Origin of the sequence: Bremerella sp. P1 (assembly GCF_028748185.1) — a bacterium.
GTDB lineage: Bacteria > Planctomycetota > Planctomycetia > Pirellulales > Pirellulaceae > Bremerella.
This window is the reverse complement of sequence record NZ_CP118164.1, coordinates 3,929,865-3,943,840: the sequence shown is the minus strand read 5'-3', so window position 1 is coordinate 3,943,840 and position 13,976 is coordinate 3,929,865. Positions and strand designations below refer to the sequence as shown.

Annotated in this window: 13 protein-coding genes; 3 read left to right on the top strand and 10 right to left on the bottom strand. The window is 54.7% G+C overall.

The features are described from left to right. Positions 1-75: 75 nt before the first annotated feature. From PSR63_RS16560 to PSR63_RS16545, 4 genes are all read right to left on the bottom strand, one after another. A complete protein-coding gene (locus PSR63_RS16560) occupies positions 76-246 on the bottom strand; it encodes a hypothetical protein (RefSeq protein WP_274326788.1) in 171 nt (56 codons plus the stop codon). Positions 247-287: 41 nt separating this feature from the next. Beyond that, positions 288-983, bottom strand: a complete 696-nt coding sequence (locus tag PSR63_RS16555; protein WP_274326787.1) for a hypothetical protein — start codon at positions 981-983, stop codon at positions 288-290. Positions 984-1,084: 101 nt separating this feature from the next. Next, on the bottom strand, positions 1,085-1,606 hold the full coding sequence (locus PSR63_RS16550; RefSeq protein ID WP_274326786.1) for a hypothetical protein: 522 nt from the start codon (positions 1,604-1,606) through the stop codon (positions 1,085-1,087). A 57-nt stretch (positions 1,607-1,663) separates the two neighbouring features. Continuing rightward, the gene (locus PSR63_RS16545) at positions 1,664-2,938 is read right to left on the bottom strand and encodes a CCA tRNA nucleotidyltransferase (protein WP_274326785.1); all 1,275 of its coding nucleotides are present in this window, start codon (positions 2,936-2,938) and stop codon (positions 1,664-1,666) included. Between the two features lie 131 nt (positions 2,939-3,069). Between PSR63_RS16545 and PSR63_RS16540 the strand changes: the two genes are divergently transcribed. Further along, positions 3,070-3,414, top strand: coding sequence for a rhodanese-like domain-containing protein (locus tag PSR63_RS16540; protein ID WP_274326784.1), 345 nt, complete (start codon positions 3,070-3,072; stop codon positions 3,412-3,414). A gap of 8 nt (positions 3,415-3,422) precedes the next feature. Here the strand turns inward: PSR63_RS16540 and PSR63_RS16535 are convergent, their stop codons facing one another. The 3 genes from PSR63_RS16535 to PSR63_RS16525 all read right to left on the bottom strand — a co-directional run bounded on the left by PSR63_RS16535 (position 3,423) and on the right by PSR63_RS16525 (position 6,754). Then, positions 3,423-4,319, bottom strand: a complete 897-nt coding sequence (locus tag PSR63_RS16535) for a ThuA domain-containing protein (protein ID WP_274326783.1) — start codon at positions 4,317-4,319, stop codon at positions 3,423-3,425. 108 nt (positions 4,320-4,427) lie between these two features. Next, positions 4,428-5,492 (bottom strand): DUF481 domain-containing protein, encoded by a 1,065-nt coding sequence (locus PSR63_RS16530; RefSeq protein WP_274326782.1) that lies wholly within the window; start codon positions 5,490-5,492, stop codon positions 4,428-4,430. Positions 5,493-5,746: 254 nt separating this feature from the next. Continuing rightward, on the bottom strand, positions 5,747-6,754 hold the full coding sequence (locus PSR63_RS16525) for a hypothetical protein (protein WP_274326781.1): 1,008 nt from the start codon (positions 6,752-6,754) through the stop codon (positions 5,747-5,749). A gap of 263 nt (positions 6,755-7,017) precedes the next feature. Between PSR63_RS16525 and PSR63_RS16520 the strand changes: the two genes are divergently transcribed. Further along, on the top strand, positions 7,018-7,275 hold the full coding sequence (locus PSR63_RS16520) for a hypothetical protein (RefSeq protein WP_274326780.1): 258 nt from the start codon (positions 7,018-7,020) through the stop codon (positions 7,273-7,275). 138 nt (positions 7,276-7,413) lie between these two features. Here PSR63_RS16520 and PSR63_RS16515 read toward each other — a convergent pair whose 3' ends face one another. The 3 genes from PSR63_RS16515 to PSR63_RS16505 form a co-directional block, all read right to left on the bottom strand. Next, positions 7,414-8,352, bottom strand: a complete 939-nt coding sequence (locus PSR63_RS16515; protein WP_274326779.1) for a hypothetical protein — start codon at positions 8,350-8,352, stop codon at positions 7,414-7,416. A 129-nt stretch (positions 8,353-8,481) separates the two neighbouring features. Beyond that, positions 8,482-10,506: an NAD-dependent DNA ligase LigA gene (ligA, locus tag PSR63_RS16510; RefSeq protein ID WP_274326778.1), complete on the bottom strand. Its 2,025-nt coding sequence runs from the start codon at positions 10,504-10,506 to the stop codon at positions 8,482-8,484. Between the two features lie 65 nt (positions 10,507-10,571). Next, the gene (locus PSR63_RS16505; protein WP_274326777.1) at positions 10,572-10,946 is read right to left on the bottom strand and encodes a cupin domain-containing protein; all 375 of its coding nucleotides are present in this window, start codon (positions 10,944-10,946) and stop codon (positions 10,572-10,574) included. A gap of 170 nt (positions 10,947-11,116) precedes the next feature. Between PSR63_RS16505 and uvrA the strand changes: the two genes are divergently transcribed. Further along, on the top strand, positions 11,117-13,960 hold the full coding sequence (gene uvrA / locus PSR63_RS16500; protein ID WP_274326776.1) for an excinuclease ABC subunit UvrA: 2,844 nt from the start codon (positions 11,117-11,119) through the stop codon (positions 13,958-13,960). The last annotated feature ends 16 nt before the right edge of the window (positions 13,961-13,976 follow it).

Sequence of the window (13,976 nt, the reverse complement as noted above, 5' to 3'; positions counted from 1 at the left end):
GTCCTGAGGGAGGGAAAAGGAGGGACGAGAGGTGACTAGCAGTTTAAGCAACCGCCGCGTGAGATGCGAATCTTTTTAGGAAGCTTTGATCTTTTCGATTTCTGCCCGTGTCTTGGCAATTTCCTGTTCGACCGCTTCCACCTCGCCGGGCTCGTCCGCTTGTTCCTTGACGCCAGCCAGCTTCTGATTCAAGGTTTGCATCTTCTTCTGCAGAATATCGAGACGCTTCTTTTGCTTCTTATCCATGAAGACTCCCAAGTTTCGTTTGATGAAAAGGTTGTGTTGTACTAGCTGCTCGAGGGAGCGGCAATGATCTCACGCATCTTTTGCAGGGCAATCATCGCTTCAATTCCCTGAAGCCCGAAGCACTCGTGCATCAGCATCAACGCATCGTTGAAACGGTGCTGGGTAAGCTCCTGCCGAATACGCATTGCCTTGACGACGACGGCCGTATCACATTCGTACCGGGCAGCGAATGTTTCAGCGCACTTTATGCCACTAAAAGGGGATAGCCCTAAGATTTGAGCGATCACATCTCCCGCCTGATCGGTTTCGCCTTGTTCGATGTGGGAAACAAAACGAGCGAAAGCCGGGGCCTTTGGCTGACTAACGCCAGGAGCGGGAAGCCCGATCAAGTCTTCGCGCTGGACGCTGCTTGGCGAAAGTTCGATTTCCGCTTGCGCTGCGACTGGGAAATGCGGCAAACGTGGCTTTGGTGCTTCTTCCGCGTGATCTTCCCGATCGTACGCGAAAGCGTCCTCTTGGGGTTGCGGCTCGGCCGGCAGATTAGAGATCATCTGATTCAGATGAGCCAGTTTATTTCCCATCTGGTCGTACAGCGTTTCGATCTCGCTGAGGAACGAGTGTCCTTCCGCATCGGCAACGATCTCTTCGGCTTGTTCGAGAATCGCTTCCGTCATACGAGCCAGAAGGGCATCGCGAGCTTGCTTCAAAACGGCCAAGGCCTCGTTTCGGTCGGACATGGCAGGCATACCTATCGTCGAAGGGGGGAAATTCGTCACCAATAGCGTCCATGATGGCAGCCACCGGTGTGACTCCATCTTAGTCGCTTTCCCCCCGAACGTTAAGAATTCTCGCCGCTTGGCTGTTCCAGGGAAGGGGTTGGGTCCGCAGAATCAGCAGAATCGGCACTTTTGGGCTCGCGTTCGGCCACTCGTAGCGTGCCGGCCATCAGAACCAGGATGACCGCCAGCGAGGCATTGAGCTTCAACCAGAAAGCCTCCTTCTCGCGAAACTTCTCCGCATTCTTGCTACGCCCTGTCAGCAAACTGGCGATGTAGAGGATTGCCAAGGCCAACAAGAACTTCATTCCCGCGACCGGATGGTAATACTTCTGGGGAAAATCGTAGGTGGTGGCCTGGAGGACAAGTGACGCAATCCCGCTAAGCACTACGATGCCGGCACAGATCATCACCACCTTGGCCCACCGCGCCCGGATAGCGGACTTCAGTTCCGCCTTTTCGTCGAACTCGGTGGCCTGCATCGCGGGATGCAAGGCGAAGACCATGTAGAGCGTGCCACCAACCAGGATGATGGCCGGTAGGATATGGGCCCAGCGAATGATCAATTCCAGCAGCAAGTCCATTGAGTTGTCCTTCAGTCGTCTGTTCTGTGTTGCGTTTGTCGTAGGTGAGCGTCGCTCTTATTCCCAATTTGCTTTGGCAAAAGCCAAGGCTTCGTCTGTCGTGTTCAGGCGCTTCTCCAACTGCTCATCGCGAATTGTCTCGAGCACGCGATGGAACTGCGGGCCGGGTGTGAAACCGGCCTTTATCAGGTCGCTACCGGAAAGGAGCGGGTCGGGATTCAATTCTTCCTCAGGAAGGCTCAGGCATGACTCGGCATGCTCTACACCAACCGTCGAATTGTCACGGGCTCGCTGCACGGCGTACCCCATGGCAATCAAAAGTGGTGCCGGATCTGCAATGAGTAACCGCTGAAGCTTTGGCCAGGCAACCTGATCTGCGTGGCGAATCGTGTGCTCATATCGCAACAACCATTGAATGATTTTGGCCTCGTCGTTGGTCAATTTCCAACGACGACATACCTCGTCAGCTGGATAGATGGGCTTGAGCGGCTTGCCGTTAAGCAGACTGTCCTGGCACGCATATCTTAGTAGTAGCGCCATTGCCACCCGAAAGTCACCTACCGGCAAACGTTCGAGGGAGTGGTATGTCTCGCTCCACCGCAACGCGTGGCCGACCGTGGAATCTGCTTCCGGCAAAATTTCGTGCAGCAAGGTGAGGTCTCGCAGCATACGCACGGCAATCATACGACGTTCGTCGGTCAGCATCCGCCGCATCTCGGCCGCGATTCTTTCCGCACTGACGACATGAATATGGCTGGCATACTCTCGAACGGCATGCTGCGTCTGCATTTCCAGATCAAAGGCGAAAGTCGAGCTGAATCGAACCGCTCTGAGCATTCGCAGCTTATCTTCTTCAAATCGCTTGTAAGGGTTCCCGATACTGCGGACGAGACGATTCTTCAGATCGCGTTGTCCCCCGACATAGTCGAGCACCTTCTTATGGATGGGATCGTAGAACATTCCATTGATGGTGAAGTCGCGCCGCTGAGCATCTTCCTCGGCACTGCTGAAGCGAACATCATCAGGCCGTCGACCATCGGAATATCCCAGATCGGTCCGAAACGTGGCAACTTCGACCTGGCCGCGGCGTTTTCCCCCTTGAACGGTAATGACCCCGAACGAAGCTCCGATCGGCAGGGTCCGATCATGGCCGAAGACATCGCGAACCTGGTCTGGGGTGGCGTTGGTGGCGACATCAAAGTCCTTCGACGGCTTTCCCAGTAGCAAGTCCCGCACACACCCCCCTGCCCAGAGTGCCTGAAACCCGGCTGCCTGAAGCGTTTGGATGATTTCGATCGAGAAAGTTCGGGTTGCTTCGAGATTCATGCTCATCGGCATACTGGTTAAGAAAGACGCGCGTCCGGTAAACCAATCAACTTATCAGATTACGTCCTACTGGACGATGGACGGCTTGATCCTTTAGATTCGTCGGTACGCCAACTTTCAACAGCCAGGAAAAAGAAATGTCTGAAGAAACCAGCCTACCGATCGAAACGACCTGTCTCGATGTCCAGGAACTGAAAAACCAGAACGCCGATTTCGTCCTGCTGGATTGCCGAGAACAGAATGAATTCGACCTGGTCCGTATCGACGGTTCGACGCTCATTCCCATGAGCGAGATTCAGGATCGCCTGGGCGAACTGGAATCTCACCGTCAGCGGCACATTGTCGTGCATTGCCACCATGGTGGACGCAGTATGCGAGTCACGCAGTGGCTGCGTCAACAAGGATTCCCCAAGGTGCAGAATATGGCTGGCGGCATTCATGCCTGGGCCCAGGATATCGACCCAAGCATGCCGACTTACTAATCGAGCGGCTAGTTCTTTTCCGCTTCGTACGGACGCTTTGACTCCGCATTAGGTTCGGGAAAATCGCTCGGAATCGCTTCCGTCACTTTGCCAGTCGCAGCCCATTCCGTTCCGCGAAGCAGTGTCGTGATGAAGCCGACGCATTCCATCGAATAATCAGCGTGGCCCATCGGCGTGTGGAAGATGCGTCCCTTGCCGTAGTCGATAGTCATGATCATCGGTTCGTGTCGGCCACTTCCACCGGTAGCTGGATCGGCATAGGCCGTGGCAAGCACTTTCATGTTTTCGGCTGGGCCACGAAGCTTATCGTACAGTTCGTCCTGGGTATGCATCCACGACTTGGGCATGCCGGAAGTGATTGGATGATCCGAGTCACGCACAACAACCTGGAATGGATGCTGCCGCCCGTGGTGACCTCCGTTGCCTTCGGACTTATCGCGGACGAGATCCTGGTCCTCGTTAAAATAGACATACGGGCCGCTTTTAGCATTGCGTCCGCCCCAACCACCTAGACCGATAATGCGGTTGTACTCTTCCCAATTGCCAAACGCATTGTTCGCCGCGTGAACGACGACAAAGCCACCGCCGTTTTTCACGTATTCGACAAAGGCTTCATCCGTAGCCGCCGGCCAGCGTTGCCCGTTGTAATTACTGATGACGACGTCATAGTCTTTGAAACTGGGGGCAAACCCTTCGGTAGACTTCTTTCCGGTGGTTTCCACGTCGACGGTGAACTTGCCTGAACCTTCGAGATACGACTTCATCATCTGCGTCGTTTTAGGCCAGACACCATGATTGTTTTGACCATCAACGATCAAGGCCTTTAACTTGGTGTCGTCCGCGAAGACAGAAGCGGAAAGAACAAACAGAAGCAGACAAGACCAGGACAGCGATAGGGTACGCATCGAGGAGGGCTCCGAGGTAGATCGTGTTGGGGACGAGAAACGCGTTCCGAATTCTCCCCAGTATAGACCAACCCGCAGGGCAATGCGCTAAGTGATATATCGCCCCGATTAGAATTGCCAGATCAGCAAACAGGCGTAATCCAGGTCGTTTCTTTTGCGATTATTGGGCGTACTATCGTAACGATCTTCGGCACTAAGCTTCAGCGAAAGCCCATGATCCAGCGCAATCGTATAGCTCGCATCGGTTACGCTACGGTAGCCCTGATTTGCTTCAAATGCAGGGAAGAATTCAAATTTGATCTGAAACGACTGCTTTTCGGTAATCTGATGCGTTAGCTCAGAGCCAAGCGTCGCTTCGGGAATAATCCCCTTCTGAGGACTACCGTATTCCTGCGAAAAACCAGAACCGACAGACAACGTCCAATCCGTCGCATCTGTCTTATATGGCTTGTAGCTCACACCGCCGTTGAACACCAACCGCATGTCGAAGGCTTTGAACTCATCGTACTCGATGTCGGTTTTCTCGAACACAGACCAGTTCTTGTGAATCTTCAACGGCCATTCCAGCTTGTGTTTCACGTAGGCGTTGTTCTGCGTTAGCCCGTCTTCATCGCTCGTACGAAGGTGTCGGATATCAGCAGAGAAGATGGTACCTTCCCCTTCTCGTTTAATTTTGGCACCAACGCGCAAGCTGTTGGATTCGGTATTACCGGTTTGGCCATTGAGCCCAAGCTCAGCACTGTTTTTCCACTTGGCTTGTCCCAACCAGTAATCGACGTGGTAGTACTGACCATACGGAACGTATTCGAGATAACCGTAGGTGTCTTCCTCTTCTTCCTTGGGTTTCTCTTCTTTCGCCTTCTCGTCTTTCTTAGCCTCTTTCGGTTTCTCGACCTCTTCCGGTTTGGGCTCCGCAGGCTTCGCTTCCTCTGGCTTGGGAAGTTCAGGAAGAGGAGGCAGTTCCAAAACCGATGTCAGCGAGGACTGTACGTCATCCTCAGGCATCAGGTAGTGAACAAATTCTGCGTCTGATTTCTCGGTCGGGGTCTGCTCGAAGTAGCTCAGCCCGATCCCGTCGAATGAAGCTTTGTCCTCTGCGCGCGAGTGCGACGCTAGCGTCAACAACGCGGCCAGGGATATGAGCAAGATCGAATGTGGAGAGAACCATCCCATTCGGGGAACTTCCTTGTCGGACTCCTAGGTGGGCAATTACCGAAAGGAGTCATATAAGGAAATTCCTACCTATTGCCAATACCAATCGTTAGCGCAACGAACGAGCATCCGACAAAAAAAAAGAGCGTCCCGAGCTGCGAGCAGCAGGGGACGCTCTTAATGCTGGCGTACAAGGACTTATGACCTCCGTGCCGCCGTATCAAACTGCAATTGTCTGGGGTGAGCCTATCGACGCAGTCGACGTATCAATCGCTTTAGCGGACCTTCGCAGCACTGGGTGCGACAAGGTCGGCAACAACAGGGGGTGCACCCTGGGTCAAGTGCTCCGCTAAGCGATGCAATTCCGACGGGTTCATCGGCAACAGTCGCTGCTGGCTCACTTGGCTGGTCAGGCTCTGAATCACTTTCCACGGATTGACTGGCGAGTACGGAGACGAAGCTGGCGTCGGGGTTCCAAGTCGAGCGAGGAGCTCCCCCACGTTGGACTGCGCTTCCTCCATATCTAATCCGGCGCGATTCAATTGTTTTTGCATCGTCAGAAGTTGCTCCAAAGATTGAACCGCAAATTGGGAATCTCCCATCTGGCAGATCAAGTCGGCTTCAATCTGGATCATGTCGTTAGCAACTTGTCGGGCCTTTTTCGTGCGAGATTGCCCTTCGACCAGTTCTTCCTGCATGGCAAAAACATTTTGCAGAACCAGGTCCGCCTGCTTCGCTTGCTGTGCTTGCAAGACGAGTCGATCTTGCAGGTTCACCAGGTCGGCGAGGGTCAGTTTCGCCTTGCGAACGTCGCCCTGAGCCAGAATCAGCTGCGAGTGCAGATTGGCAGATTGATTGAACGCATGTTCTGCCTGAATCGCAGCAGGGTACTGGCTGGCTACACGATCATGGAGACTCGAAATCCGATCGAGGGTAACTTCAGCCTCATGCATGGCGAGTTCCATCGAAGTCAACCGTTGGAATTGAGCCAGGAGTTGATCGTTGACGGCGCTCACGCGTTGCGTCAGCATCTTTTGTTCTTCCAGGGAAGCCAACAGATCATTCGTACCACTCACCGTGGAAGCGGCTTTGCTGAGCTTTTCGACCGATCGATCCAGACGCGAGACGCGAATGTTGAGATCGTGAAGTTGTTCTTCCGAAGGTCGAACGGCAAAGACATAGACCAGGACCACGCCTAGAATGATCCCGAAAGCGAAAGAACCCCAACTGTAAGGTTCGTAAGCGTGTTCTTCCCCATCATGATTGCGATACGCGTCGCTCATCGTCCACCTGCCTCCTGCGGCCAGCATTCATCCAAGATTTGCTAATCGTTTCCGTACGATAGCAGTGGTTATCGTCAGCCTTTATGCAAGCATGCAGGTCTTTTCAGATTGCCCAGTTTAATTTCATGAAGGGTGGTTCCGGTTGTAGCGAATGAACTACTCCTAGGATTACCAGCGTCCGTTTTGATCTGGACCCACCCCAGCCATCCTGCTACTTTCCGCACCCACGTAAGTCTCGGGCGGTAAGAAAAGGTAATTGGATAATGAGCAATAACTTCAATTTCTTCGAATGGATGCGTAACGGAGTCAAGTCGGCTGTCTTGCTAGGCGTTTCGGACGCCGTGGAAGAAATCGGAATGCCAACCGAAGCCGAAGGTTCCGACAACAACATGCTGGGCTTCCTGCAAAATGCCAAGACCCAGAAGATTAGCAACTCGTCCAGCTCCGGTAGCGGCACGCGAGGCGGCAGCCGAAAGCGACTAGGACGTTCGCTGAAAGACATCGAACCTTCGTCGAAGTAGTCGACCCAAGTCGTTCACAGCACTGCGAAACAAAAAGGCCATCCAACTTGGATGGCCTTTTACTTTTTCTTGTCACTTCACGGTCGCCCCGGCGTCTTCGGAATGAGCAGCTCTTGCTCCGTGGCGAAGTGATCGGCGCTAGGCCGCTTTGGCCCGGGTTTCCGGTTGCACAGAGGTGGTGGTCGGCTCTAACTTCGGCGAGCCCTCGTCGACGCGCGGCTGCTTGGGGTTGAAGATCTGGGGAATCGCCTTCTTCAGCCGGCCATGCCACCAGAATTTGTTACGCCACAGCGGAACATGCTTGAAATCAGGCGTTTCCCAATCTTTGGCCTCGATTCGATCGGCCATCAAAGCGGGATGCGTCCCCTTGTACGGAACACACGACTGCATGTCGTAGATGTATTCGTCCACTTCTTCCAATGGGCGATCCTTAATCTTGGTGACCTGATTGCCCTTCTTGTCGAAGACGTAGAACTGCTGAAACTGGGCAGCCTTTTCCGCCATCGCCTTGGGAGGACGGACATAGCCGTAGTGAAACACACGGGCATTGATCAGGCTGGAACGCAATCGGTGACCGTTCTTTCCAAAACCGCAGGCATCGCCGACGCTGCGAATCTGGGGATCGTTGCGTACGATCCGGACTTGCCGCCGGTAACCCAGTGGATCCCGAATGCTGTAATCGCCTCGGAAATGTAAGTATCGAAAGCGAATACCATCGACCCACGGCTTGTGCCAGTTGTCTTCCATCGCCTGACGAATGACAGGGTAATCGGCCTCGTGGATCACTTCATCGGCTTGGATATAGAAGAACCAATCGCCGTCGCAGCGGTCCATCGCTAGATTCGTCTGGTAGGCCAGCACTTCGCCAGCCTTTCGCATCGCCGGGTCCCATGGCGTAATTTCGATATCGATCTTCGGATCGTCGATCGCTTTCAAAACTTCCAGAGAGTTGTCGGAGCAATCACCGACTTGAATGACGAACCGGTCGACCAGTGGTAGTACCGATTTAATGCTCTCAACAAACGGGTACCCGAACCGTACCCCGTCTCTCAGAATAGAGAATCCACAAACTCGCATTTGACGCATCCTTGCGACGCTAGCATCTCAGTTCACGGCAATTTCTGCCAGTAAACCGACGGTTGTTCCATTAACTGGAAGTGACGATAACAAATCGCCGGGTTTGAAACCAACCCAGTTCGCCTGGGCTCAGGTGGCCGCAGCAGCGTCTTTTTCTGCTAAAAGATTGGCGAACTGCTGCTCGTTCAGAACGCTAACTCCCAGGGCCTGAGCTTTCTCCAGCTTACTGCCTGCCTTTTCCCCAGCCACGACGTAACTCGTCTTTTTCGAGACGCTTCCGGATGCCTTTCCTCCGCGGGCACGAATCAGTTCCTCGATTTCGTCACGTGTGTATTTCTCGAGTGTGCCTGTGACAACGAACGTCATCCCGTCGAAGACGGCTGGTCCGGCATCTTCGCCTCGCTGGGCGGTTTCCATTGAAATTCCTACGCCGCGGAGATCTTCAATGGTCTCTTTTCCAAACTCGCTATGGAAAAACTCCCGGACACTCTTGGCGATTACGTCCCCGATGTCTTCGATTTCGCCGATCTCTTCTTCCGATGCTTCCATCAATTTATCGATCGTCCCGAAGTGCATGGCCAAACGCTCTGCTCCTCGGGCACCGACGTGTCGAATAGAAAGTGCATTCAGAAGCCGACCAAGTCCGCGCGATTTACTTTCGACTGCCGCGGCAACTAGCTTGTCGCCAGACTTCTTGCCCATGCGGGGCAGGGCAGCGATCTCTTCGGACGTGAGACGATACAAATCGCCATAGGTCTTCACCAGCTTCTCGTCGACCAGCATGTCGACCAGCTTGTCGCCCAGGCCTTCGATGTCCATTGCATTTCGCGTAGCAAAGTAGCGAATGCGTTCCTTGATCTGAGCGGAACAACCTTGCCAGTTGGGGCAGCGGATATAGACGCCTCCTTCGTCCTTAACCACCGGCGTGCCGCACGAGGGGCACTTCGTCGGGAAAGGGAAGGGGGGAAGGTCCTGTTTTCGCTCGTGCTTTTCGGTACGCACGATGTGCGGGATGATCTTGCCTGCCTTCTCGACGACCACCACATCGCCAATTCGAACATCCTTCCGTTCGATCTCTTCCGCGTTATGCAGACTTGCCCGAGAAACGGTTGTCTCGGCCAGTTCGACCGGTTCCAAAATCGCCACGGGTGTGATGGCTCCCGTCTTGCCGACCTGGACCTCGATGTTATTGACCTTGGTTGTCGCTTCGTATTTCTCGAACTTGTAGGCGATCAGCCAGCGAGGGCTCTTCGATGTTGACCCCAGACGTTCGCGCTGCTCGAATCGATCGACTTTCAGGACGAGTCCATCGACCTCAAACTCCAGTTCATGCAGCGACTCGATCAACTCCTGACAGTACTCAATCGCGGAATCAAAGTCGACAAACGACTTCACAAAGGGTGTCGCTGGAAGCCCGTAAGAGTTCAATTCCTGTAAGAATTCGGTATGCGAGGTAGCCTTGAGCCCTTCGGCATATCCGACGCCATGGCAAAAGACCCGCAAATTGCGCTCTGCGGCAATCCGTGGGTCAAGCAATCGAATCGTTCCGGCCGTTACATTGCGGGTATTCTTATAGGCCGGCTGCCCTGCTTCGGCCTGCTTCTCGTTCAGCTTCACCAGGTCGGCGTTGGTCATGTAGATTTCGCCGCGAACCTCCAGTACCGGCGGAACGCTATCCCCGGACAGCTTGAGCGGTACATCGCCGATCGTGCGAACGTTATGCGTGATATCGTCCCCAACGGTCCCATTACCCCGCGTCAGTGCCCGCGTCAGTACGCCATCCTCGTACAAAATGGATACGGCCACGCCGTCAATCTTCAGCTCGACAACCCAGGCAATCTTTTCGTCGGGAAGCAGCTTATTGATTCGCTCCCCGTACTTCTTCAGTTCTTCGAGGCTGTAGGTGTTGTCGATCGAAAGCATCGGAATACGATGCTCGTATTGCTCCAGGTGCGGAACGGGGGCATCGCCAATCCGCTGCGTCGGACTGTCAGGCGTGATCAGTTCCGGATGCTTTGACTCAAGCTCCTTTAACCGGTTAAGAAGCTTGTCGTACTCAAGATCCGTAATCTCGGGGCTGGCTTCGACGTAGTACTTTCGATCATGGTAGCGGATCTTATCACGCAGCTTTTGGATATCCGTTTCGACTGACATGAAAAGATTTCCTTATTCGTTCCAGCGGAGATTGGGACTCGAGAGACCGCGACCACAAGGCTGAGCTAATCCTGGCACTCAGGGGGAAATTGGGCGTTGTTGGCCGCGTTGGGAACCAAGCATAGAAACTTCAGCGGCGAAGTTCCCGTATTGCGAAATTGGTGAATTTCGTCTGGCTCAACCAGAATGGCATCCCCGGCTTTGATCGGTCGTGGCGAGTCATTTTCCAAAATGACGCCTTCCCCAGCGATCACGTAAACCTCGTGCTCATAGGGATGATGATGGTGCGGTGTGTAGCCTCCCGGGGCGACTTCAAACTGCCGCATCGCGAACAGCGGGGCACCATCCTGCTGGCTGATCAGCTGCTTTACCTGGCAGCCAGCGACACCGTCCATCTCGACTTTCATCGAATCGCCTTGATCGATGTTCTGAATCTTCATAGCCAATTGACTCCCTGTGAAACACGGGTACTCGGTAGAAAGAAAACTTATCCCACCCCCAAGGCCTGAACAAGTGGACAGTCCTCCCCCTGGTATTCTCGCATCAACATTCTCGTTACCATGAAAAATTCATTTGCCATGATGGATCCCGTCCAGAAGAAAGGCGAACCTTGTCGACACTGCAGATTGAAGCCCGAGGGGTCGAAGTTCATAACCTGAAAAAGGTGGATCTCGACATTCCACACCGCCAGCTGATCGTCTTCTGCGGAGTGAGTGGGAGCGGTAAGACCAGTATGGCCCTCGATACGCTCTACGCCGAGGGACAGCGCCGATATATCGAAAGCTTCTCTGCGTACACCCGGCAATTCCTCGATCGATTGGAAAAGCCCGAGGCGGACCGGATCGACAATATTCCTCCGGCCCTGGCGGTGACGAAGGTGAACGATACGCGTTCCAGCCGCTCTACGGTGGGGACGGCAACCGAAACGACCGATTACCTTCGGCTACTTTTCAGCAAGATCGGCAACATCATTTGCCCTAGCTGTGACCAGCCAATTACCAAAGACACACCGGGCCGCGTCGCGGATCACATCTGTGGGGCAGGGGGAAGCGGCCGGATGATGGTCGCATTTCCTGTTGCCTGCGAAAGTGACGAATACGAAGGAGTCATCGAGCAATTGCGTGAAGATGGCTTCGTCCGGGCCATCGTTGCCGGGCAAACCGTTTCCTTGACCCCAGAACAAGACGAAGCCCTCAGCAAGCGACTTGAAACCGGTGAATCGATATCAGTGGTGGTCGACCGCCTGACGCTCGAATCGCTCAAGATTGAACGTCTCCGGGAATCGCTGGAAACCGGTTTCGCGCATGGGGACGGAGTCTGCGAGATTCTGCTCCAGCCGCAAGAAGAAGGCGAACTAAAAGGGCAGGGAAGTGCTGTCGAAATTGATGGCACGACTTGGCAAAGCCTCCGCTACAGCAGTCAACTTCGCTGCGAAGCATGCAACCTGGAATTCATCGAGCCAGACCCGCGGCTGTTCAACTTCAACAGCCCCTTGGGTGCCTGCCCCGAGTGCGAAGGCTTCGGCAACATCATCGACATGGACATGGACCTGATTGTCCCTGATCGTCGCAAGTCGATTGCCGAAGGGGCCATCGCGCCGTGGAATACGCCTGCCTATAAACACGAGTTGGAAGAGCTGATCGCGTTGGCTCCCGACTACGACATTCCCATCAACGCGCCTTATCGTGATTTGACCGAAGATCAGGTCAACTTGATCATTGAAGGCGTACCGGAGCGCGAATTCGGAGGCCTGAAAGGTTTCTTTGCCTGGCTCGAGCGCCGCAAGTACAAGATGCACATGCGGGTATTCCTTAGTCGCTGGCGAAGCTTTCGTATGTGCGAGTCTTGCCTGGGAACCCGTCTCCGTCCTGAGGCTCTGGCCGTTCGCGTCAACGGAAAGAACATCGCCGAGATCTCCTCGATGAAGATCGTGGACGCCTTGGAGCACTTCCGCCAATTAAACCTGAGTGCCTACGAGAGTGCCCTTTGCCGCCAAGTGCTACCGCAAGTACTTGCTCGCCTGGAGTACCTGTGCATCGTCGGCCTGGGTTACCTGGCGCTGGATCGCTCGCTACGCACGCTCAGTGGAGGAGAGGCCCAGCGGGTTACCCTCACTAGTACGCTCGGATCGAGCCTGGTGAATATGCTGTACGTGCTCGACGAACCCACGGCCGGACTTCACCCAAGCGATATTACCCGGCTTAACGAAGCGATTGTCGACCTGCGAAACCGCGGCAATACGGTGGTTGTCGTTGAGCACGAAGAGACGCTGATTCGCGCCGCCGATCAAATCGTCGAGTTCGGCCCCGGGGCAGGGGAGCGGGGCGGAGAGATCATGTTCCAAGGATCTCCTTCCGAAATCGAAGGGGACGAAGATAGTCTCACCGGCGAGTTCCTCTCCGGTCACCGCAGCGTGGTCCGCAAACGCGACCGTCGTACGGCAACACATGGCCGTGTTCGCCTGAAGGGGGCACGCGGCAATAACCTCAAGAACCTGGAAGTCGAATTCCCGCTCGGCGTTTTAACGGTTGTCACAGGCGTTTCCGGGGCAGGCAAAAGTTCGCTCGTCGATCAAACCCTTTACCCGGCACTGTGTCGACGTAAGAAGAAAGAGAATATCCAGAGCCTGCCTTACGACGATGTCTTCGGCGATGGCCAAATTGACGATGTCGTCCTGGTTGATCAGGGGCCCATCGGACGTTCGCCGCGATCGAACCCGGTTACCTATATCAAGGCGTTCGACGAAATCCGCAACGTCTTTGCCGGGACGATGCAGGCCCGAACCCGAAACCTGACCGCCAGTCATTTCAGCTTTAACGTCCAAGGTGGCCGGTGCGAAAGCTGCAATGGGGACGGTCACATCGCCATTGATATGCAATTCATGGCCGATGTCTACGTCAAGTGTCCTGAGTGCAAAGGACAGCGGTACAAGAAGGAAGTCCTGGAGATCACCTACCGCGGCAAAAGCATTGCCGACGTGCTGAACATGACCGTTCGCGAGGCCTTCGTCTTCTTCCGCGGGCAGCCCAAGGTGCAAGGGAAACTGAACCTGCTCAACGAAGTGGGCCTCGACTACCTTCGCCTTGGTCAACCAGCCAATACGCTTTCCAGCGGGGAAGCCCAACGACTGAAGCTGGCCGGTAACCTGGCGACCACCAAAAAGGCTCGCACGCTGTTCCTGATGGACGAACCAACCACCGGCCTGCACTTCGCCGACATCGTGCAGCTGCTGGATTGCTTCGAGAATCTTCTGCAAATCGGCCACTCGCTGATCGTCGTCGAGCACAACATCCATGTGATGATGGCGGCCGACTACATCATCGACCTGGGCCCAGGGGCAGCCGACGAAGGAGGGAATGTGGTTGCCATGGGCTCGCCTGAGGAGATCGCCGCCAACCCGGATTCGATAACCGGCAAGCATCTTGCGGCGGCACTGAAGAACCTGAAGGCGTAATCGGACCATCACCCTC